The following is a 21,476-nucleotide window of genomic DNA, read 5'->3' as shown; positions in this document are numbered from 1 at the left end:
ATGTGCTTCCGGCTGGCGCTTTGCGTCGCGATTTTTCTGGCGACCCCTTCATCGGCCCCGGCGATCGACCGAATACGGATCGCCGTGTCCAATCCTAACATGCCCAATCTCACCTCGGCCGCGGCGCAAAAGAAAGGCTTCTTCAAAGAGGAAGGAATCGACGCCGAGATCATCCGCATGAACCCCAACGTATCGATCACCGCCTTGGCCACCGGCGATATCGATTACTCGCAGCTCTTCGCCGCAGTGGTGGGCGGCGCCATCGCCGGATTGCCGATGCGGATCGTGGCCGGGTTCATGACCAACTGGCCGCTGGTTCTGATCGCCCGGTCCGAATTCAAGCCGGTTAAGGATCTCAGGGGAAAGACTCTCGGCGTAAGCTCCTATGGCGCGACGCCGGAAGTCGCCGCCCGCTTGATCTTCAAGCACTTCGGCATCGACTCGGAAAAAGAGATCAAAGTGCTCGCCTTGGGCTCGGACGCGGCGCGGATTACGGCGCTGAAGGCAAAGGCGGTGGATGTGATCATCACTTCTCCTCCTGCAGACGCGCAGATGGAGAAGCTCGGCTACAACGTGGTGGCCAGGGCGCAGGAATTCTTCAATCTGCCCTATCTTGGGCTCGGCGCCACAACGAAGAAAACCAAAGAGCGTCCCGACGAGGTGAAGCGCGTCATCCGGGCGACGCTCAGGGCCAACCGCTACATCCACGCGAACAGGGACGGCGCCGTCCAGCTTCTGGTCGATTGGGGCAAAGTCGAGCGGGAGTTTGCCTACCAGTCCTACGACGGCCTGAGAAACCTTTTCAACCTCGACGGCAACGTTCCCGACGACGGCCTGAAGCTCGTCATCGACCAGGCGAGAAACGCCGCCAAGATGACCCGCGAGGTCTCGCCCTCCGACGTCGCCGACTTCAGCCTGCTGCGCGAAGCGCAGAAAGATTTGGCAGCGAAGGCGAAGCCGTGACCCGCTTGCTTTCCGCCTCCCCTCAGTCTCAGCGAAACGCCGGCATGACCTCCTTGGCGAAGAGGCGCATCGATTTTTTGATCTCTTCGTGCGGGATGCCGCCAAAATTAAAAGTCGTCGTAAGCGTGTCGAAATAATAATGCTTGATCGCGCCGTGGATAATTTGAATGCACTCTTCCGGGTCGCCGTAAAGATTACGGCCCGCGGCCAGCATTCCTTCCCAATCGTAGTTGTCCGTCTCCACAAGAGATGATTTGCGGCCGATTCGGGAGATCGCGTCGTATCGCGTGATTGCCGGAGCAGCCACGGCTCGGGCCTTCTCGCTGGTCTCATTCACGTGCGTCCTTACGTGAAACTGGCAGCGGCGCTCGCGGGAATCGTATCCCCCGTCACTCAACCCGCGCTTCCAAGCCTCGACGCCGGCGCGCACTTTATCCGGCGGGTGCGGATGGCCGACGGTCATGATGTGATAGCCGTGCCGCCCGGCCCATTCTAAAGTCCGCGCGGAGGTTCCCGCCACCCAGATCGGCGGATGGGGCTGCTGCACCGGCCTGGGGTAGAGCGTGATCTCCTCGAAGCGCCAAAACTTTCCCTGATGGCTGCAGCGCTCGCTGGACCATGCTTTGAGAATCACCGCGAGCGCTTCCTCCATGCGCTCTTGCCTCTCCCCCGCTGAAATACCGTAGACGCGATAATCCAATTCCGTGTTCCCCGAGCCGATTCCGAACTCGAGCCTGCCCCACGCTAGGGCATCGACCATCGCATATTCCTCGGCGCTCTGAAGCGGGTGGCGCAGCGGCAAGATCGCGATGCATGGACCGAGACGAATGCGCGACGTCCGCGCCGCCGCGGCGGCGAGCAGCACCGCCGGATCAGGCACCAATCCGCCGTAACCGAGAAAATGGTGTTCGTTCAACATGAAGCATTCCCAACCCAACTCTTCGGCCAGCTCAATCTGCTCGAGGATTTGCCGATAGTATACGTCGTAAGGCGGATCGAGGTCGGAAAAGTAAGTTGTGAGAACATTCATGTAAAAATGCATGAGGTTTCTCGCGGCGACGATCATCGCTCGGCGGGCCGATCTTATGAGAAGCACACGGGGTCTTCAAGCGTCAAAAAAAGGCCCGGATCGAAACGATCCGGGCCTTTTCTGCATTTATGAAACTGGAACGAGTCGTAAGGAGATTGACTCAGCGACCCCCGGGACGATCACCCCACTCGCGCAACGACCAGGCCGGTCGCTGGCGCGCGCAAAACCGGCGGTCCGCATCCACGTTTCGGCGCGTCCCTTCGAGGTCCACGACGACGGTGAAGCAATGCTCGCCGCGGTGGAAGCGGTATCGCTCCACGGCTGGCATCTCGATTTCATTGATCCCGGGCCGGAGCGTATAACGGCGCGGGCCGCCGGCAACCTCGTCTCCTTCTCGGATCTCGATCTCGGTGTCGCATTCTCGATTGGCCTCCGAGCGTACCCTAACCTTCCAGCCGCGGATGCGCTGTCCCTCGAGGAGCGGGTCCGGAGTCACGTCAAGGTCCTGAATAATGAAGCGATCGCCTCTGCGACACAGGCTGCGCCTATATTCTCCCGCGCTCGCATCGGACACGACGCCTATGACCAGGAACCCGAATAATGCCGTTGCCAAAGTCGTTTGGAACCAACGCATAGCCCCCTCCTTGTCATAATGATGTCGGACTATATACCACGAATCTTGTGCGGCTCAATGCTTCTTCGGCCGCTTCCGACACGTGGCGGAATCTATCTTCGCCGCCATTTTCACCTCCTGTTTAAACGGTTTCCGAATCAATTCGAGCTAACGATTATAATATCCCTGGTGGTAATGCCGGCGGTAGCCGCCTCTATCTACGATGATACATCCCGCAAGAGAACCTAAGAACATTATCACCAGAGCAGCCGTTATTAACCTTTTTGCCTTTTTCATCTCTCTACCCCCCTTTCGCCTTATTAGACGAACAATCAGCCAAAACGGTTAAAAATAAGTTAGGGTAGAAACCCGGCGGCGCACAAAAAAAGGCCCGAGTTTGATAAACTCGGGCCTTCTCAAATCGGTCAAAGCTTTTTGGTGAGTGGCCGCCGATGACTATTCTCTAACAATCGCGGTAATAACGGCAGTCGCGATAATCGCGATAGTAGGGATCGCGAACGGTTACTAATGGGTAAGGCCCGCGAACATAATAGACACATCCGCTGATCGAGGTCAGAAGTAACGCCATTAAGGCGCCTGCCAAGATCGTTTTGGACTGATCCATCTCGGGCTCTCCTTTCTGGCCTTTATTAGACGAGTGAGAGAGGAAATGGTTTACACGAGGGGCCAAAGGAGGCAGATGAAAGCCAAGAGCTCTGAGGTTACAAGAATGAAGGCAAGCAGACGGGTCTCGGCGCGTAAATCGTAGAGTTTAAGGAATTGCGAAAAATGCGCCACGGCAGCAAATACGGGTGTCTGAAATGTTAATCCAACCTCTCAATAGCGAAAGCCCGGCCTTTACAGAGAAAAAACCGTGCCTCCCTGGCCTTTGACTTCGATCGGGTCAAAATCTCTAAGCTCGCGAATCTCGATCGTCTCTTCCAAGAAGTCGCCGCCCGTGACCGAGGTAAGAAGCTCGGCCGCCTTTTCTCGGCTCGGCTTGGCGGCGGATTCGGCAAATAGGGTTCGGGCAACCTTACGGTCGGGACTCTTACCATCGCCTTTGGGTCTAAACTTGACAACGTAAACCATTGCCGGGATTCCTCCTAATCCGGGATCGCGTCGTACCACCAGTTAGATTCGGTCGCCGGACTGCCGTCTTTTGGCGGCGGAGGTCTTATCCAACCGCTCGATCGCTATCAGCCAGGCAAGCAAAATCAGCAGAGAACCAAACAAAAGCATCGCAACCTCCGGCATTAATCCAACTTCTGTCACTTACAACGAGCAATGAGCATGCCAACGGCCTAGCGGGCTGCTGAAACCTTTCGTTCACCCTTCAAGCTGTTTAGGGTGAACGAAGGAAGAACTAAAAAACTTGAAGATTTCCCATTCGTGCCGAGCCTGTCGAAGCACCGACCCGACTTTTAAGCAGCCTCTAGTGTAAACAGGATGGTAAATTTTACCCTGTATCAATCGCGTCTAATGACGCAAACCGTCACAGGCAAGATAGCGATGACCAATTTTCTGTCCCTCTTAATATTGACGAACCCGATCCACGCCTCTTCATGGCTGTAAAAAAAGTTTATGAATGGTTTGTTGAGCAGGAGGTTAGGGTTTTCGACACTCCCCGGCATGTGAGCGCCAGAAAATCGGCGCTTCCCGGCAAAACTATAACAGTGAATCCGGCGTCGGGCCGCGTCGAACCACAGCCCGAGCTCCAGGAGATAAAGGCGCTTTGGGTTGTCAGTGCGGGGTAGCGATCCCTAGCGCTCGACTTTGACACCCGCTTGCTGAAGGACGGAACGCATAAGCTCGATTTGCTCATCGAAAAATGGCGCAAGATCGGCGCCCTTAAGGAACACGTCTTCTACCTGGTTATCCTCCAGGTACTTCTTCCAACTTGCCGTTTTGATCAAACCGGTAAAGAAATTTTCCCAGTAGCCGACGACATCTTTCGACACGCCCGGAGGGGCGAGGAAGCCCCGCGCGTTGGCGATGATCGCCATGTTGATGCCCTGCTCTTTGATCGTGGGAACGTCCGCTAAGACGGCCAGGCGTTTTTCCGTGAAAGCGGCGATCGGCCGCAACCTTCCGGCGAGGATGTGCTCTCTCACGTCTTGCGGCTGCGGGATGATAATCTGGACGTTCCCGGCCAAAAGATTGCTGATTCTGTCTTTGACCGCCGGCGTGGAGATGAAATTCCATTTGACCCCGGTGGCGCTTTGGATCAAGAGACCGGTCAGGCTCTCGATGGCCGTCGCCGAGCCGCCGGCCTGATTGAGGCCGCCCGGATTTTTCTTCGCCGCCGCGACGAAATCGTTCATGTTCTTGTAGGGAGAGTCCGCCCTGACCACGGCGATCGTGGGCTCCAGAACCAGGCGGACGATCGGCGTCAAATCCTTGACGGTGTACTGGGCCTGTTTACTTGTCAGCGGCGTGGCCACCCAGGTATTGGTGAAGACGGCGATCGTATGGTCGTTGCCTTTTTTCTCCACCAGATAGGCCATCGCTTCCACACCCGCCCCGGCCGTTTTGTTCACGACCCGGATCGGCTGGTGGAGAAGTTTTTCTTTCTCCGCCATCTCGATCACTGCGCGGGCAAAGACATCTGAGCCGCCGCCCGGCGCGCTGTGGACTACCAAATCGACCGGGCGGCTCGGCTTGAAGCCCTGGGCCCAGGGTGAAGCTGGATAGAAGCCGGTCATGAGAAGAACCACGAATCCCAGATACAGCGCCTTTCGTTTCACCACGGTTAGCCTCCCTTTCACTTTTGTCTTCACGGTTTCACGGCCGACGCAAGAATGGCGGGCATGGGCAACTCAAAGACGCCATTATTTTCGTAAAGGCGGCTGGTATTCGCCATCATTCCCCGGATGCGTTTGAGCGCCTGCGGAGTCTGACGGCACAGCAAGCCGGCGGTCCGCACGGTGGCGGTTTGCATGGCCTGGAATAAAGAATCTGCGGAAGAAAGCCGCCAAGTCTGCGGAATTTTCTTAACCTTGGGATCGACGAAGCCAGCTTCGAGGAGAGACCGAGCGCACTCGTCCCAATCGCTGAAGCGAAAGAAAGGCGGTCCTTCGGGCAAAGCCACATTTATATCGCCGTGAGCCGGAATCGCGCCGAGCGTAATGCCAAAGCCCGCCGTCTCCACGGGCTTTGCCCAAACCGTGAAAGCGAACCGCGCGCCGGCCCGTAGCACACGGCGCGCCTCGCTCATCGCCTGGTTCGGCCGGGCGAGATGGAGCATGCCGAAATTCATCACGACGGCATCGAAGCTTCCGTCGGCGAACGGCAAGGCTTCGGCATCGCCCTCGCGAAAGTCGATCGACGGGTATTTTTTCTTTGCTTCAGCAACCATCGGCGCAGAGAAATCGATGCCGATAACGATAGCGCCTCTTCTGGCGGCGGCAACGGCGACGTAACCGGGCCCGGTCGCCACGTCGAGCAAACTTACGCCGGGACCCGCGCCGACGCTGTCCAGCAGCGGCTCGATCGCTTGCGTCGTTAGGCTGCCGAACGATTGGTCATACCCGGCAACCACGCTCTCCCATCCGGCATGCTCGAAATCACGAAAGGCGTTCGACATGGTCCGAAAATAGGTGAAGAGGACTCGAAACGTCAAGCGTAAAACGTTCCATGCTTCGACAAGCTGCATGAACGGGAGTCGCCAGCACGTCAAAGTTCAGCCGTTCGCCCTGAGCGTGTCGAAGGGTGGACGGCTGATCCCACGCCTTGACCTGGGTGCTTCAACGGTAGTAGACGACAGGCATGGCAAAATTAAATTTAAGTTTTGTTTCCGCCTTACGAGCGCGTCGAGCCGCTGATGGACGGCACGGTCGAGGTGGAAGGAATAGATCTCATCCCCACCTATTCACATCCCGGCGAGACTTTCTGGCGCCAGCTTAAATTTCACGAATTCGACGTCGGCGAGATGTCGCTGTCGTCGTACCTCATCGCGCGCTCGCGTGGCGTGGACATGGTCGCGATCCCAGTCTTTCCGAGCCGGCGGCTGTTTCACCTCGAGGTCGCGTACCACGCGGACTCGGGCATCAAAGAGCCGGGCGACCTCGTCGGCAAGCGCATCGGCGTCGCCGAGTACCAGCAAACCGCCGCGCTGTGGACCCGGGGAATTCTCGAGCACGACTTCGGCGTCTCGCAGTACAAAGTCCACTGGTATATGGAGCGGAGCGAAGAGCTGAGCCACGGCGGCGCGACGGGCTTCACGCCGCCGCCGGGAATCTCCTTTCACCGCATCCCGCCGGACAAGAGCCTGGCGTCGATGCTGTTCGATCGCGAGCTGGACGCGGCGGCCGTCGTCGGTCCGTGGACGAGATCGGCGAGCGTCGTCGATCGTTCGAGCCGCATCCCCGGAAGCGGCGACTGGAGCAAAGTCAATCTCCTTTTTCCCGACCGCATGGCGGAGAGCGGGCGTTTTTTCAAAAAGCACGGTTTCTTGCCCGCAAACCATACCTACATCATCCGCGGCGCCATCTATCGCAAATATCCCTGGGTCGCATTCAACCTGTACAGCGGATTCGTAAAGGCCAAGGCGCTGGCGGCGGAGAAGCTTCTTGAGCGCATCCCGTCGGCGCTGTTTTTCGGCCGTGAATATCTCGCGATGACACGAGAGATCGTGGGCGACGATCCGTTCGCCTACGGCGTCAACGCCAACCGGCCGATGCTCGAACGTCTTGTCGATTACTCACACGAGCAGGGACTCACCAAGGAAAAAGTGAAGATCGAGGATCTCTTCGCTGAAAGCACGCTCGACTTGTAGGAAAGTTAAAGGGTTTAAAAGTTTCGGGGTTGAAGCGTGTTCTAGGCATCAAGGCCCGTCCGCGGGTTTCTCGAAGGGCCGATGCGTGGGACGAGGAAGCATCAGGCGTACTTCAGGAGGCTCTCTCGGCACTCTCGTGCCGCGAAACACAGACGTATCGCATCGGCCCGGAGAGAGACTCGCGCGGGCCGATGATAGGTCACATTTATTGATCCGCCGCCAAACCCGCGTCCCAGATGTCATAGAGAAGTTCCATACGGCGGAAGGTGTGTTTACGGGTTAATTCTTGAAGTTCCGGCGAGGTGATGTAGCGGACCGCGATTTCCTCCGCGAGGTTGCCGTGCTCTTCGTCGGCTTCCGTGTGTACGGTAAAAAACTGGACGTCGTCCGGCTTCATATTATAGTTTTTGATAAAGCCGTGACCTAGAGCCGCCGCCGCCGGACCGAAGGTTCCCTCCGCGCCGATCTGGATCGCCATGACGACGAACCACGGCAGCGTGTGAATGATCAGTTCGACGTAATAGAGATGCGCGGCGGTGGAGGGGAGAAGCTCGGCGTTGTCGAGCTGGCTGCGTGTGAGACCGATGGACTCGGCGAAGCGGATCGCCAGTTGGTTGTGGCCTGCGGTGCCCGTGTCCATGCCGCGGGTTTCTTCCTCGACGACACCCCAAAGTTTTTGTGCGATCTCCGGATCGCTGCACGCCAAATAGCGCAGCATGGAGATGCGCGGCACGGCGGCGCGGAACTGATAATCCTGGATCGCCCAGGCGCGGATCTGCTCCATGGTCGCTGTGCCGTTGCAAACCGCTTTTAAAAACGGATGTTTGATGCGAATCTTGGGAAACGCCTGAATCTCTTTTTTGAGCTGTCGCACGAAATCCACGGACGAAATCGCATCACTCATCTTTCATTCCTTTCTTAATTCCTAATTCCCAATTCCTAATCCCTATTTTTCAACCGGCTGACGAAGTATTCCCAGCCGCGCAGCGGGAAGCGCTCGTCCGCGCTGAACGTTTCCAGCTCCTCACGGCTGAGATAACGCGGCTCGCCGTGGAGCAGCGCCAGATGGGACAGCTCGCCGAGCTTGGCGAGACGAACCGTGCGCTGGACGGCCTGCTCGATGCTCGCGCCGACAACCGTGTCGCCGTGCGCGCGCAGCAAGACCACCGGGCCGTCGCCCAGCGTCCGCGCTAGCTCCTCGCCCCGCTCGATCGTGCGCACAAGGCCGGCGGCTTGATAGACCGGCGGGCCGTCGGCGGAGAGAAATTTTCCATAGTGGTGCAGCGGCCGGAGCTTGATTGGCAGCACGCTGAAGAGCGTGCTCCACACCGAGTGCGTGTGACAGACGGCCATCACGTCAGGGCGGGCTTGGAACACGCATGCGTGGATCGGCCACTCGTTCGGCGGCGTCTCCGCGCCGCCGAGATACTTCCCGTCGAAGTCCTGCATGATGAGCCGCTCCACGGTCGCACAGCCGGGACTTACGTTCGCGATCGTGAGAAAAGCGTCGGCGCCCGGCACGCGCACGCCGACGTGGCCGTAGCCGTCGGTGATGCCTTCGCGATCTAAAATGTGACACGCGGTAACGAGCTTCTGCTTGATCTCGTCGAGCTCGGCCGCGTCGAAGGCGGGCATGCTCACTCGACTTGAAGTTGCCATATCTCCTCGGAAATGAACTCGGCGATTGCACGAACGTTCGCAACAATCACCTTCGCACCTTCGAAATCTATTCGGCAACCTCTGGCCTGTCAAGCTACGGAGGTGCGATGACGCAGCAATGCTTCGAATTCCAGATCGCAAATCTCAGACGAGCATCTGAGATCCGCCATCTGAGATTTCGAGCGCAGCGAGATCGTCAGGCGCGCAGCAGCTCGCGATTGATCGGGAGCTTGCGGACACGCTTGCCGGTCGCGGCGAAGATCGCGTTCGTTACCGCGGGCGCGATCGGCGGCGTGCCGGGCTCGCCGGCGCCGCCCTGCTCGCCCTGCCCTTGCAGGATGTGCACTTCGACCTTGGGCGTCTCGTCTATCCGCAGCATCTTGTAGTCGTTGAAGTTCGACTGCTCGACGCGGCCGTTCTTGACCGTAATCTCGCCGTAGAGCGCGGCGGTCAAGCCGTAGATGAGCCCGCTTTCGGTCTGCGCCGCCATCATCTCGGGATTGACGACCCATCCGGGGTCGATCGCGGCCACGACGCGATGCACCTTCACCGTCCCGTCTTTCGCCACCGAGACTTCCGCCACCTGGGCGCAGTAGCTGCCGTAGGCGAAGTGGGCGGCGATGCCGCGGTTGACGCCGGCGGGGAGCGGCTTACCCCAACCCGCCTTATCGGCCGCGAGGTCGAGCACGGCGAGCAATCTCACCGCGAGCGGCTTCGCCAGGAGCTGTCGCCGGTACTGGTACGGATCCTTGTCGGCCGCATGCGCCAGCTCGTCGACGAAGCTCTCCAGGATGAAGCCGTTCTGCGAGTTGCCGACCGAGCGCCAGAATCCCGACGGCACGCCGGGGTTGTTGTTGATGTAATCGACGTGGACGTTGGGAATGTCGTAGGGAAAATAGTCGCCAGCGCCTTGCACCGAAGTCGGGTCGAGCCCGTCGGCGCGCAAGAGGTGGGCGAAGGTTTTGAAATACTTTAGGATCGACGCGCCGACCACGCGGTGGCGCCACGCGACCGGCATGCCGTTCGCATCGAGGACCGCGGTAAGGACGTTGTGCGACGCCGGCCGGTAGGGCGAGTGCTGCATGTCGTCCTCGCGCGTCCATATGACCTTCACCGGCACGTTGCCGGCGGCGCGCGAAGTTTCCACCGCCTCCACGACAAAGTCGCTTTCGAGCCTGCGGCCGAAGCCGCCGCCGAGATAAGTCGTATGGATCGTGATCGCCTCGGGCTTGAGACCGGTCGCCTGAGAAACCCAGTGCTGGTTCCATGACTGCCCCTGTGTCGGCGCCCAGATCTCGACCGCGTCGCCCTTGAAGTGCGCGGTCGCGTTCATCGGCTCCATGCACGCATGGGCGAGAAAAGGCACTTCGTAAATCGCCTCAACGCGCTTTGCGCCGCCGGCGAGCGCCTTGTCGACGTCGCCTGTCTTCAGCCGCTCCGCGGCGCCGCCGCCTTTGGCAAGCTCCGCCCAGGATTTGTACATGTCCGGCGAGCTTACCTGGGCCATCGCCCCTTCGTCCCAGTCAACTTCCAGCGCGTCGCGTCCTTTCTTCGCCGCCCAGAAGCCGTCGGCGGCCACCGCCACGCCCGAGCTGATCTGAACGACCTTCTTCACGCCCTTTACTTTCATCGCGCCGTCGGCGTTGAAACCTTTGACCTTGCCGCCCAATACCGGCGAGCGCGCCACGACCGCGGTCAGCAGGCCGGGACGCTTGACGTCGAGGCCGTAGATCGCTTTGCCGTTGACCTTGAGCGGGATGTCCTGGCGCTTGGTCGCTTTGCCGATGATCTTGAACTCCGCGGGCGCCTTGAGCTTCAACTCCGCCTCCGGCGGCGGCGTCATCTTCGCCGCCTCCGCGGCGACCGCGCCGTACGATACCTTCTTGCCGCTCGGCCGGTGGATCACCCATCCTTTGTCGGCGACGCACTCTTGCCGGCTCACCTTCATCTTCTCCGCGCCGGCGCCGATCAGCATCGTCCGCGCGGCCGCGCCCGCGCGGCGCACCGGGACGCCGACGTTGCGCACGCTGGAGCTGCCTCCGGTGGCCTGAGCGCCGCCGACCGCTTTGAAGCCGACGTAGCGCGGATTGCCGAAGGCGGCGTCGATGCCGCCCTGCTCGACGCGCACGTCCTTCAAATCGACCTCCAATTCCTCGGCGATCATCATGGCGAGCGCGTTGTGTGCCCCCTGACCCATCTCGGCCTGGCCGCAAAAGAATGTGACTTTGTCGTCGGCGCCGATCGTGAGGAAGGAATTGAGCTTGACCGGAGCCGCGGCGGCTTCAGCGAAGCGCGCCGCGCCGGGGAGGTAAAAACCGATGATCAGGCCGCCGCCCGCCGCGGCGCCGGCCTTGAGGAAGTTTCTCCGTCCTGGGTCGAAAGAAGTTTTCATGTCACGCCCCCTTTCTCATCTTCTCATCGTGGCTGCCGCGGCGTGGATCGCCTTGCGAATACGGTTGTAAGTGCCGCAGCGGCAGATGTTGCCCGACATCGCCCGGTCGATGTCGGCGTCCGACGGGCTCTTGTTCTTGGCGAGCAGCGCCGCCGCCGACATGATCTGCCCGGACTGGCAGTAGCCGCACTGCGGCACCTCCTCCGCGATCCACGCCTTTTGCAGCGGATGGCTGCCGTCGCGCGCGAGCCCTTCGATCGTGGTCACCTTCTTGCCCGCCGCCTGAGCGACCGGCGCCGTGCAGGAACGCACCGGCTCGCCGTTCACGTGCACGGTGCAGGCGCCGCATTGCGCGATGCCGCAGCCGTACTTGGTGCCGGTGAGTCCGAGCGTGTCGCGCAATACCCACAGCAGGGGCGTGTCGGGCGCGACGTCCGCCTTGTAAGCTTTGCCGTTGACGGTCAATGAAATCATGACGTCTCCTCCGATCTGCTTCCTTCAGTTCATGCAACTAAAAATGTCCCGCTCAGTCTTGAGTCCGGCGCCTGAAGAGATATGAAAAGACCCCGTCCGAGCCGGTGCCAAAAGACGGCCTAAAAATAGGACAGGCTTGTCACCGGCGTCAAGGAAAATACCGGAATACTCAAGCGGCTTGCAGGCGCCACGATTTTGACTCTAGAATACGCCATTTCCAAAATCGCCAGGGCGTGATAGGAACCGGGAACAAAATCGAAAGCAAAAGGAGGAACCACCATGCGCCGCTTCGTCATTGTTTCTAGTTTCTTTATTCTGATCTTGTTGGCCGGCGCCGCCCAGGCGCAGCAACCTCCTCGCTCGGCCACGATCGGGACCAATACGCCTGGCACGCTCTTCTACGCGCTTGCCAGCGGGGTGGCCAAGGTGGCGAGCGGGGCTTCACCCGTTCAGGTCTCGGTTCAACCCTACACCGGGACCAGCACTTTTCTCCCGCTCGTCAATACCGGTGAGCTCGACTTCGGGATGGTGAACGGCGTCGATATGGGGATGGCCTATGTGGGACCTCAAAAGCTCAGCGTCGGCGGCAGAAACCCGTTCCCGCATGTTCCGAACACCCGGCTCGTCATGCGCGGTTCTCCGCTGATGACCTCCGCGATTGTGCGGAAGGACTCGCCCATCAAGACCATTCACGAGATCAGGGGTAAGCGGGTGACGGGCGAGTACCCCGCCCATCTAGCCGTCTGGTACAATATGTTCGGCATCCTCGCCAGCGCCGGCCTCACGTGGCAGGACGTGAAGGTTGTCCCGGTGCCGGCGGTCAACGATGGAATGGACGCGCTCGTCCAGGGTCGCGCCGACGTCAGCACGCACGCGCTCGGCTCCGCGAAGGTGAAAGAAGCCGATGCGACGATCGGAATTCGCTACGTCTCGATCGATTGCTCGCCGCAGGGCGAGAACCGTTTGCGCTCGGCCGTCCCGGGCTACTACGCACGCTCCCTCAAGGCCGGGGCCTCAACCGGTGTCGTCGAAGACACGTGCTTTGAAACCTACGACATCTATTTCATTACGCACCATGCTGCCTCCGACCAACTGGTGACCGCGGTCCTCAAAGCGGTCTGGGACAACATCGGTCAGCTCAAGCCGCTCCATCCGGGCTTCGACGAGTGGACACGTGAGCGCGCGGCATCTGCTGACATCACCATCCCCTATCATCCGGCAGCCATCAAGTTCTACAAAGAGAAAGGACTCTGGAAGCCGGAGATGGATCGAGCCCAGGAAAGGGCCCTGGCGCAGAATCGCTGACCGAACCCTCCCCATTCCCCCCTGCGGCAGGACGGAGGTGAGGGAAAATGGGTTCTGAAGATGATCGACGACATCGCAACTGCGACAAAGTTCCGCTCCTTGACCGGGCCGGCAAGGGTGGTTGACCGGACTCTCCTGTTTGCCCTCACGCTAGTTGGCGCGGCGTGGGCCGGAGAGCTCCACGTCCTCCTAAATCTTACCTTCTTCAAAGAGCAGTTCCTCGGGCTTTTCTTCGCCCTCGGAATGGCGGGCGTATTTCTTCACGTCAAGGGCCGGATAGGCGAGCCGGGCGACCGGGTGCCTTGGTACGACTGGTTGTGCTCGGCCGGCAGTCTCCTCACGGGCGGTTATATCCTGGTCATGTATCCATCGATCGCATACCGGCTCGGTATCCTCTCGCCGGAACGATGGCTACTTGGCGCGCTGGCTGTCCTTCTGATTCTCGAAGCCACACGCCGCGTCGCAGGATGGGCTCTCGTGTGGGTGGCGGTCCCGTGCATTCTGTACGCGAAGTTCGCTTATCTCTTCCCCGGCCTCTTCTTTGCGAAAGGCTCGTCGTGGGAGCGCATCGCGAGCTACCTGTATCTTGACGCCAGCGGTATCCTCGGGGTTCCTCTCACCGTTGCCGCGGCCGTTGTTGTGGCGTTTATCTTCTTCGGCCAGGCCCTCTACGCGGTCGGCGGCGACAAGTTCATCACGGATATAGCCTTGATCGGCATGGGACGGTATCGCGGCGGGTCGGCCAAGGTTTCTGTGATCTCCTCCAGTCTCTTCGGAACCGTCTCGGGCAGCGCGGTGGCCAACGTGGCGGTGGACGGCGCCATTACGATTCCCATGATGAAGCGGGCCGGCTATCCAGCCCACATGGCGGCGGCGATCGAAGCCGTCGCCTCGAACGGAGGACAAATAACTCCACCGGTCATGGGGGCGGCGGCGTTTCTCATCGCCGAGTTCCTCAATATTCCATACGGTCAGGTGGCTCTAGCGGCAGCGGTTCCCGCGTTGCTTTATTATCTTGCTCTCTTCACTCAGGTCGATCTGGAAGCAGCCAAGTATGGTCTCGGCGGGCTCCCGGCGGCGGAGTTGCCAAAGCTCCGGCCCGTCATGCGGCTTGGATGGGTTTTCCTTTTTCCGCTCGCGTTCCTGATCTACACGCTCATGTTCCTAAACTGGGAGGCGGGGAAAGCCGGGATAGCAACCGTGGTGCTGACCTTCATCGTTGGGGCGCTGCAAAAAGAAACTCGCCCGACCTTCAAAGCGATCGTAACCTGCATCGAAGAAACCGGGCGAACCCTCCTGGATATCGTCGTGATCACCGCGTTGGCCGGAGTCGTGATCGGCGCCCTCCAGCTTTCAGGCTTGACCTTCAAGCTCTCGCTGATCCTGGTGACCTTCTCGGGAGGCAACGTGTTTCTCCTTCTCGTCTTTACCGCCCTTGTCTGCATCCTCCTCGGAATGTCGTTGCCCACCGCAGTTGTGTACATCACCCTCGCGGTGCTGGTCGGACCCGCGCTGACTCAGCTCGGCGTGGACCCGCTCGCCGCGCATCTCTTCCTCTTCTACTTCGGCATGCTGTCGTTGATCACGCCGCCCGATTGTCTGGCCACGTACACGGCAGCCGCGATTGCTCACTCCGACTTTTGGAAGACCGGCTGGACCGGCATGCGGCTCGGCATCGCCGCCTACGTCGTCCCGTTTGTCTTCGCCCTCCATCCTGCCCTGATCCTCAAAGGAGCGCTGGGGGAAATCGTCCTTGCCATCGCCACCGCTTCCATAGGAATCTTCCTTCTCGCGATCGGTTGTGCCGGTTATCTTTTCCGCGCGTTGGGATGGGGAAAACGGGGCTTGTTCTGGCTCGCCGGGCTCCTCTTGTTGCTTCCTTCATGGAGCGGGCCGTGGCTCATCGCCGACGCCGCAGGCCTCGCCCTTGGCGTGTTGCTCGTTGTATGGGAATGGAATTTCATGCTTCGACAAGCTCAGCATGAACGGAAGATTCCAGCCGCTTCAAAGCTCAGCCGTTCGCCCTGAGCCCGTCGAAGTGTGAACGGCGAGATTTCAGAGGCCCGTACGAGGTTCAAGATGAAGTTCGGAATGTTCGTAATCGGCGACAATCATCCCGACGCGCACAAAAATCTGAGCGCTTACTACGACGAGATCGTGGAGCAGGCGCAGTGGGCCGAGACTCTAGGCTACGAATGCTTCTGGTTCGGCGAGCACCACTTCGATTTCGCCGGCGTCATCCCGTCGCCGCCGGTCCTCATGTCCGTCGCCGCCAGGGCCACGAAAAAAATCCGCCTGGGAGTCGCCGTTTGTCTTCTTCCTTACAGGAATCCGCTTTTCGTCGCCGAAGAATACGCCATGGTGGACGTGCTGAGCCATGGACGATTGGACTTCGGCGTCGGCAGAGGGACGCCGCCGGAGCTGGCGGCGTTCGGCGTCAAGGAAGATAACCGGGACTTGCTGGTGGAAAGCCTGGAAGTCGTGAAGATGGCCTGGAGCGAGGGAAAAGTTTCCTATCGAGGCAAGCATCATCGAATCGACGGCGTCTCTCTCAACATCAGGCCGGCGCAGAAGCCGACGCCGCCTTTCTTCATCGCCGCGCTGAGCGAAGGTTCGTACAAAGTCGCAGGCGAGCTGGGCTATCCCATCCTCGGCATTCCCTACGCGAGCTGCAAAGACATCTCCGACTTGAGGACGAAGATTGCATTGTACCGTGAGACCCTCGCAAGCAATCGCCACGATCCGAAATCATTCGATGTGATTCAGTGCTTTCATACGAACGTGGCCGCAACGAACGCCGAAGCCGATAAAAACGCCAAGCAAGGCATCGCTGCGCTCCTGGCGGCGCGTATAAATGTCAGGCCGAGGAGCTACGACGAGCTTTACAAGGAGCGGCTCGTGATGGTCGGCGATCCGCAGCGCTCGATCGAGCAGATCGAAGAGGTCCGCGCCACCGGGACTAACTACATTATCTTTATGATGAACTTCGCCACGCTGGAGCAGAAAAAAATTCTCGAGTCGATGGAGATCATGGCGAAGGAAGTCATTCCGAAGTTTGCGGACGCCTAGGAGGATTCGCTTCGAGATACAAGTTGCGCTACGCCTGCTGTATATTGCTTTTAAGTTGGCAAAAACCGACATGCCAGAAACCAACCTCTCGTCCCAGCCGGGTGAATGATGGCAGACAACTCCTCCATTGAATGGACGGATGCTACCTGGAACCCGGTAACCGGCTGTACAAAAATCAGTCCCGGCTGCAAAAACTGCTACGCGGAGCGCCTCGCGCTGCGCCTCAAAGAGATGGGCAACGCTCGTTATGCGAACGGGTTTAGTCTGACTCTTCATACCGAGGCCTTGGAACTTCCCCTCCGATGGACAAAGCCAAAGATGATTTTCGTAAACAGTATGAGTGACCTTTTCCACGAGTCGGTTCCTGAAGACTACATCCAGAAAGTTTTTGCCGTTATGCAGAAGGCGCACTGGCACAAATTTCAAATTCTAACCAAGCGCGCCGATCGGCTTGCTCGCCTAGCCCAACGATTGTCATGGCCGACACACATTTGGCAAGGCGTATCGGTAGAGAGCAAGGCGTACGTCAATCGCGTCGCCCTACTCCGACAAGTTCCGACAGCTGTCAGGTTTTTATCCGTCGAGCCTCTACTTGGACCAATTCCCAACTTGCCACTGGACGGGATTCATTGGGTCATAGTCGGCGGTGAGAGCGGTCCCGGACATCGCCCTATTCGCGTGGAATGGGTGCGCGACATTAGGAAGCAGTGCGTTTCGGCTAACGTTCCGTTCTTCTTCAAACAATGGGGCGGGAGAACTCCGAAGTCTGGCGGCCGAAAGCTTGACGGGCGGTTCTGGAACCAGATGCCGCGCCTCGACCACACGTCTGCTGATAGGGATGAATGGTTATTAGAGCCTCGGACGGCCTAAGAGCACGAAAAGCAGGCCATTGGACAGAGGAAAAACTCACCTATCTTCGCAAATACCTGGAAGCTTTAATGACGGCCATGGCGCCAAAGCGGACGACTGGCGTGTGGAACAAGTTGTTTTACATCGATCCGCTATGCGGCTCCGGAAAATGCCGTTCTGGGACTCATGAATTTGACGGATCGCCGCTTATAGCTCTAGGGATTCGTCCTGCCTTCGACCATTTGTATCTCAGCGATAGAAGCGCTCACAACATCTCCGCGCTTAAGAAGAGAATTTCCGATGCGGATGTTTCACGCGTCTCGTGTGAGGTCGGCGACTGCAACGTAGTGATCGATAAGATCGTCCGTAAAATTCCGGAGCGAAGCTTGGGAATAGCTTTTATAGATCCCGAAGGTTTTTGAGGTAGATTTTTCAGTGTTGAAGACTATCGCGAGCCGGCCGATCGACACCTTGTACTTCTTTCCGAGCATGATCGGCGTGAAACGAAATCTCCGGCAGTCGTTTCTCCAAGAGGGCGGTCGCTTGGACGCTGTTTTAGGTCCTGAATGGCGCAACGTTCCGGCTGCCAAGCTCGCCGTAGGTAAACCGCTTACCGAAAGCGAGTTATCCAATCTCGACACGTCGTTAATCCATTACCTACGGCGGCAAGTCAGAGCGTTAGGTCTCGTCCACCAAGATGATAATCCACCTGTGTTTCGCAACGAGCAAAAAGCGCCGATGTATCATCTATTATTCTTTTCGAAGCACGCGGCAGGATTAAAAATTTGGAACGGGATCAAAAAGATCGACCCGAGCGGTCAAAGGTCATTGCCCGGTGAAGGATTTTGATAACCGATGAGTCAACGCTTCCGCCGACGGGTTGTAAAAGAAAAAAGAATGCGGGTCAAAGAATGCGGGTCAAAGTACATTTTTGTTGAGGCAGGTTTCTGCTTTCTAGATCGCCTAGCCAAATAGTTCTCTGACCCCAATTCCCCCCCCCCGAGTAGGACTTCTTCAACAGTCTGTCAAAGCGTGAGCCCGTTGCGATCCACTTGATTCCAATTGCCGACTAACTGGTTGAAATATGCCGGCGCCTTCGTTTCGAAAGTGACCGGCTTGCCGCTGAAGGGATGTCGGAAGGAAATCGATCGGGCATGAAGCGCCAGACGCGCGTGGCCGCGATCCGCTTTTCCATACTTCTGATCGCCCACGACCGCATGTCCGATGCCGGCGAGATGGACTCGTATCTGGTGCTTCCTTCCCGTCAATAGATCGACCTCCAGCAACGCAAAGTCCTTCGTCTCTTTAACCACGGTATAAGCCGTTCGGGATAATTTTCCCTTTGTGGCGTCCGACGTGGAGTAAACGAAGTGAGCCTTATTCTCCGCCAGATATGTCGTAATAGTCCCCGATTTTCTATCGCATCGGCCATGAACGACTGCGAGGTATTTCTTCTTCGTTTCTTGCCATTGATCCTGCAAGGAGAGTTTCGCTTCCATATTCTTTGCGAAGACAAGTATCCCTGAAGTTTCCCTATCTAGCCGGTGCACGATGAAAATGCGGTTCCGCGACTTGCTGTAACCCTTGCGGACATAATCTGTAACGATAAAGTAAGCCGTACGCGTTTTGTCCGTATCCGTCCCCATCGTTAAGAGTCCCGCCGGTTTATCCACCACGAGGATATCTCTGTCTTCGTGAAGTATCATGAGTCCTCTCGGCAGAGATTTGGCGCCCGGATGGGAATGTTTACGCATCGTGAACGCTCGGTCTGTCGTTATCAGCCGCCTAACCGTTTCGGCTGAGCGGCTAGGCTTCCACTAATTTTTGTGACGGTCCCAATTTGTCAATTTTTTCAAAATCTTGTCAACGATTTCAAGCATCACCTGCAAAGGAGGAATCTGGGTCAAGCGTTTTTCTGGAGATTGCGTTTTTCTGAAGACATCGGGCGGCGGGCGGTTATTCCTGCTTTTTCGGCTCCTCGCGATCGCCGCCGGCCGGCTCACCCTTGAGGTAAACGATGCGGGTCGGAAACGGAAACTGGATGCCTTCTTTTTCGTACCGGACGTGGAGCTTCTTGATGAATTCGTGCTTGAGCAAAATGCCGTCGGTGAATTCGCGCGCCCGCAGGATGACCGTGAAATCGATGCTCGACTGATTGAAGGTGTGGTAGCGAATAAACGGCTCGAAGCCGGCGATCGCTCCCGGCGTCGTTTGCAACGCCTCTTTGGCCACCTCGCTGGTAACTTTATCGACTTTTTCCAAGTCGCTGTCGTAGGCGACTCCTACCTGCACCAAGACCGCCAGCTCCGGGTCGGGAAGGTAGTAATTGGTGATGTTGTCCTGCACGAGCTTGTTGTTCGGCACCACGACCGTATTGTTGGGCAGCATCTTTATTCTCGTGCTGCGCCAGCTGATGCGCTCGACGTAGCCCTCCTCGCCGGTTTGCAGCTTGACGAAATGGCCGATCTCGATGGGCCGGTCCGCCTTGAGGTAAAGTCCGGCGAAAAAATTCCCCAGCGTATCCTGCAAGGCGATCGCCACGGCCAAGCTGCCGATGCCGAGCGTGGTGAGAATCGGCGTCAAGGAAATGCCGAGATTGTCGAGAATGAGCATGCCGCCGACGGCGATCAAGACGATCTTGGTGAAGATTTCGAGCGGACCGCGGATGTTGTAGAGGCCGTAGCGCGCCTCGATGTTGCGGAGTATGAGGAGCGCGCCTTTGATTGCGAGGACGACCGCGAGCAGGAGAGCAGAAATCACTAGGAGTTGGCGCACCGCCCCTCGCGCCTGGTCGGGAAGCGGAGCGGCGTCAGCGATCAGCAAAAGCGCCCCAACAACGAGCAGCGGATAGAGATAACGGTCAAGCAACCGATAAATGCGTTCGTCGATTTCGATTCGTCGCAGCGCCCTTTTGATCGTCCAGAGAAGGACGACGTTGACGAGGTAGGCCAAAATCGCCGTGGCGAGCACGATGAGCAGCAAAACCACCCACGGGCTGGCGGGAAATTTGATGCCGAGAAATTCGGTCATGAGCGACGCCCCTCGATCACGCTTAAGTTATAGCAAACAGCCGCGCGGTCAGGCTAGGTCTCTTTGGATCTTCGTCCAGTCTCCGCGCCGCGCGAGCGGCGGAAGCTCCACTGAAGCCAAGGCGGGCTGACGAGCGTGGTGAGCATCACCATCACGAGAATGGCGGCGAAGGTCGCCTCGTCGACGATGCGTTCTCCGCCGACCGAGAGAGTGAGTCCGATGCCCGCGAAGATCAGACCGACCTCGCCGCGCGGCACCATGCCGATGCCGATTGCCAGCCGATTGAGTCCGCGCTCCACGACCGCCAGGCCGCAGGCTTGCTTGCCGATGATCGCGACTACGGTCAAAGCCAGGGCGAGTCCCAGCACGTCGAGACGAGCGAGCCAGGCGACGTCCATTTTGATGCCCATCTGCACGAAGAAGAGCGGCACGAGAAACGCGGAGACGGGATGCAGCAGGTCTTCCAGGGAGCGTTCTCCTTCGGAAACGAATTCGTTCCACGGCATTCCTTCGAGGATGAGCCCGGCGGCAAAGGCGCCGACGATCGGCGCCAGGCCGATCAGCGCGGCGAGGTACGCGAGGAGAAAACAAAAAGCCAGCGATACGGCCAAGAGCATGCCTTCGGTTCGCGCCTTGGCAAGCTGGCGCAGCACGCGCGGGGCGAAAAAAAGTCCGACGGCCAGAGAGCCGACGAGAAAGACCAGGACCTTGGCGACGAGCCAAACGATCGCGCCCGCCGTGAAGACCTCGCCGGCGCCGCCGGCAAGAATCATCCCGGTGACGATCGCCAATATGATCAGGCCGAGCACGTCGTCGATGACCGCGGCGCCGAGGATGACTTTGGCCTCGCGGCTCTGGACCTGGCCGATGTCGCGCAGCACTCGCGCCGTGATCCCGACGCTGGTCGCGCAGAGCGTCGCGCCGATAAAAGCGTGGACGTAGTAGGAATGGTCCGGCAGCAATGACGCGCTGACGAGCCACCCGAGAACGAACGGAAGCACGACGCCGACGGTGGCGACGAGGAGAGACGAGAGTCCCACTTTCATGAGACCGGCGAGGCTCGATTCCAGGCCGATCTCGAAAAGCAGCAGCACCACCCCCAGGCCCGCCAACATTTCCAGCGAAGGATCGGTCTTGAGATACTCGAGGCCGTCCACGCCGAGAAGACCGAGATTGCCGATTACCATTCCGGCGAGAAGCTCGCCCATGACGGCGGGCTGTCCCAATGTTTCCGCGAGCCATCCGCCGAGCTTGGCCGATGGAAGGACCACCACGAGGGCCAGGAGCACGCGGCTGATCGGGTCGTCGTGGCCCT

Annotated in this window: 20 protein-coding genes; 8 read left to right on the top strand and 12 right to left on the bottom strand. The window is 58.8% G+C overall.

Translation table 11 applies throughout. From position 1 onward, the window contains the following. Positions 1-963: an ABC transporter substrate-binding protein gene (locus VGL70_08740; protein ID HEY3303603.1), complete on the top strand. Its 963-nt coding sequence runs from the start codon at positions 1-3 to the stop codon at positions 961-963. A 28-nt stretch (positions 964-991) separates the two neighbouring features. Here the strand turns inward: VGL70_08740 and VGL70_08735 are convergent, their stop codons facing one another. From VGL70_08735 to VGL70_08715, 5 genes are all read right to left on the bottom strand, one after another. After that, positions 992-2,059, bottom strand: a complete 1,068-nt coding sequence (locus VGL70_08735; GenBank protein ID HEY3303602.1) for an LLM class flavin-dependent oxidoreductase — start codon at positions 2,057-2,059, stop codon at positions 992-994. A gap of 94 nt (positions 2,060-2,153) precedes the next feature. Then, positions 2,154-2,627 carry a hypothetical protein gene (locus VGL70_08730; GenBank protein HEY3303601.1) on the bottom strand — a complete coding sequence of 158 codons (474 nt, stop codon included), beginning with the start codon at positions 2,625-2,627 and terminating at the stop codon, positions 2,154-2,156. 837 nt (positions 2,628-3,464) lie between these two features. After that, positions 3,465-3,698, bottom strand: coding sequence for a hypothetical protein (locus VGL70_08725; protein HEY3303600.1), 234 nt, complete (start codon positions 3,696-3,698; stop codon positions 3,465-3,467). 671 nt (positions 3,699-4,369) lie between these two features. After that, positions 4,370-5,356 carry a tripartite tricarboxylate transporter substrate binding protein gene (locus VGL70_08720; protein ID HEY3303599.1) on the bottom strand — a complete coding sequence of 329 codons (987 nt, stop codon included), beginning with the start codon at positions 5,354-5,356 and terminating at the stop codon, positions 4,370-4,372. Positions 5,357-5,382: 26 nt separating this feature from the next. Next, positions 5,383-6,261, bottom strand: coding sequence for a methyltransferase domain-containing protein (locus tag VGL70_08715; GenBank protein ID HEY3303598.1), 879 nt, complete (start codon positions 6,259-6,261; stop codon positions 5,383-5,385). Between the two features lie 135 nt (positions 6,262-6,396). Between VGL70_08715 and VGL70_08710 the strand changes: the two genes are divergently transcribed. Beyond that, on the top strand, positions 6,397-7,383 hold the full coding sequence (locus VGL70_08710) for an ABC transporter substrate-binding protein (GenBank protein ID HEY3303597.1): 987 nt from the start codon (positions 6,397-6,399) through the stop codon (positions 7,381-7,383). Positions 7,384-7,588: 205 nt separating this feature from the next. Here the strand turns inward: VGL70_08710 and VGL70_08705 are convergent, their stop codons facing one another. The 4 genes from VGL70_08705 to VGL70_08690 form a co-directional block, all read right to left on the bottom strand. Beyond that, positions 7,589-8,287, bottom strand: coding sequence for an iron-containing redox enzyme family protein (locus VGL70_08705; protein ID HEY3303596.1), 699 nt, complete (start codon positions 8,285-8,287; stop codon positions 7,589-7,591). Between the two features lie 35 nt (positions 8,288-8,322). Next, a complete protein-coding gene (locus tag VGL70_08700; protein ID HEY3303595.1) occupies positions 8,323-9,042 on the bottom strand; it encodes a class II aldolase/adducin family protein in 720 nt (239 codons plus the stop codon). A gap of 196 nt (positions 9,043-9,238) precedes the next feature. Continuing rightward, positions 9,239-11,434 carry a xanthine dehydrogenase family protein molybdopterin-binding subunit gene (locus VGL70_08695; GenBank protein ID HEY3303594.1) on the bottom strand — a complete coding sequence of 732 codons (2,196 nt, stop codon included), beginning with the start codon at positions 11,432-11,434 and terminating at the stop codon, positions 9,239-9,241. Between the two features lie 15 nt (positions 11,435-11,449). Beyond that, a complete protein-coding gene (locus VGL70_08690; GenBank protein ID HEY3303593.1) occupies positions 11,450-11,908 on the bottom strand; it encodes a (2Fe-2S)-binding protein in 459 nt (152 codons plus the stop codon). Positions 11,909-12,187: 279 nt separating this feature from the next. On the opposite strand from VGL70_08690, the gene VGL70_08685 reads away from it, so the two are divergent. The 6 genes from VGL70_08685 (at position 12,188) to VGL70_08660 (ending at position 17,980) form a co-directional block, all read left to right on the top strand. Continuing rightward, positions 12,188-13,213, top strand: a complete 1,026-nt coding sequence (locus VGL70_08685; protein ID HEY3303592.1) for a TAXI family TRAP transporter solute-binding subunit — start codon at positions 12,188-12,190, stop codon at positions 13,211-13,213. Between the two features lie 60 nt (positions 13,214-13,273). Further along, the gene (locus tag VGL70_08680; GenBank protein ID HEY3303591.1) at positions 13,274-15,241 is read left to right on the top strand and encodes a TRAP transporter fused permease subunit; all 1,968 of its coding nucleotides are present in this window, start codon (positions 13,274-13,276) and stop codon (positions 15,239-15,241) included. 51 nt (positions 15,242-15,292) lie between these two features. Next, the gene (locus VGL70_08675) at positions 15,293-16,282 is read left to right on the top strand and encodes an LLM class flavin-dependent oxidoreductase (GenBank protein ID HEY3303590.1); all 990 of its coding nucleotides are present in this window, start codon (positions 15,293-15,295) and stop codon (positions 16,280-16,282) included. 108 nt (positions 16,283-16,390) lie between these two features. Further along, entirely contained in the window at positions 16,391-17,152 is a 762-nt protein-coding gene (locus tag VGL70_08670; protein HEY3303589.1) for a phage Gp37/Gp68 family protein, read from the top strand. Continuing rightward, on the top strand, positions 17,125-17,553 hold the full coding sequence (gene tcmP / locus VGL70_08665; GenBank protein ID HEY3303588.1) for a three-Cys-motif partner protein TcmP: 429 nt from the start codon (positions 17,125-17,127) through the stop codon (positions 17,551-17,553). The genes VGL70_08670 and tcmP overlap by 28 nt, the downstream gene beginning before the upstream one ends. 13 nt (positions 17,554-17,566) lie before the next feature. Further along, complete coding sequence (locus tag VGL70_08660; protein HEY3303587.1) at positions 17,567-17,980, top strand: hypothetical protein; 414 nt, start codon at positions 17,567-17,569, stop codon at positions 17,978-17,980. A 176-nt stretch (positions 17,981-18,156) separates the two neighbouring features. Here VGL70_08660 and VGL70_08655 read toward each other — a convergent pair whose 3' ends face one another. The 3 genes from VGL70_08655 to VGL70_08645 form a co-directional block, all read right to left on the bottom strand. Further along, positions 18,157-18,885 carry an RluA family pseudouridine synthase gene (locus VGL70_08655; GenBank protein ID HEY3303586.1) on the bottom strand — a complete coding sequence of 243 codons (729 nt, stop codon included), beginning with the start codon at positions 18,883-18,885 and terminating at the stop codon, positions 18,157-18,159. Between the two features lie 202 nt (positions 18,886-19,087). Next, positions 19,088-20,161, bottom strand: coding sequence for a mechanosensitive ion channel domain-containing protein (locus VGL70_08650; GenBank protein ID HEY3303585.1), 1,074 nt, complete (start codon positions 20,159-20,161; stop codon positions 19,088-19,090). Between the two features lie 53 nt (positions 20,162-20,214). Further along, positions 20,215-21,476, bottom strand: a 1,262-nt coding sequence (locus VGL70_08645) for a cation:proton antiporter (protein HEY3303584.1), incomplete at its 5' end; no start/stop codon positions are given.

It is taken from the genome of Candidatus Binatia bacterium (assembly GCA_036504975.1).
GTDB lineage: Bacteria > Desulfobacterota > Binatia > UBA9968 > UBA9968 > JAJPJQ01.
This window is presented reverse-complemented; position numbering and strand designations above follow the sequence as displayed.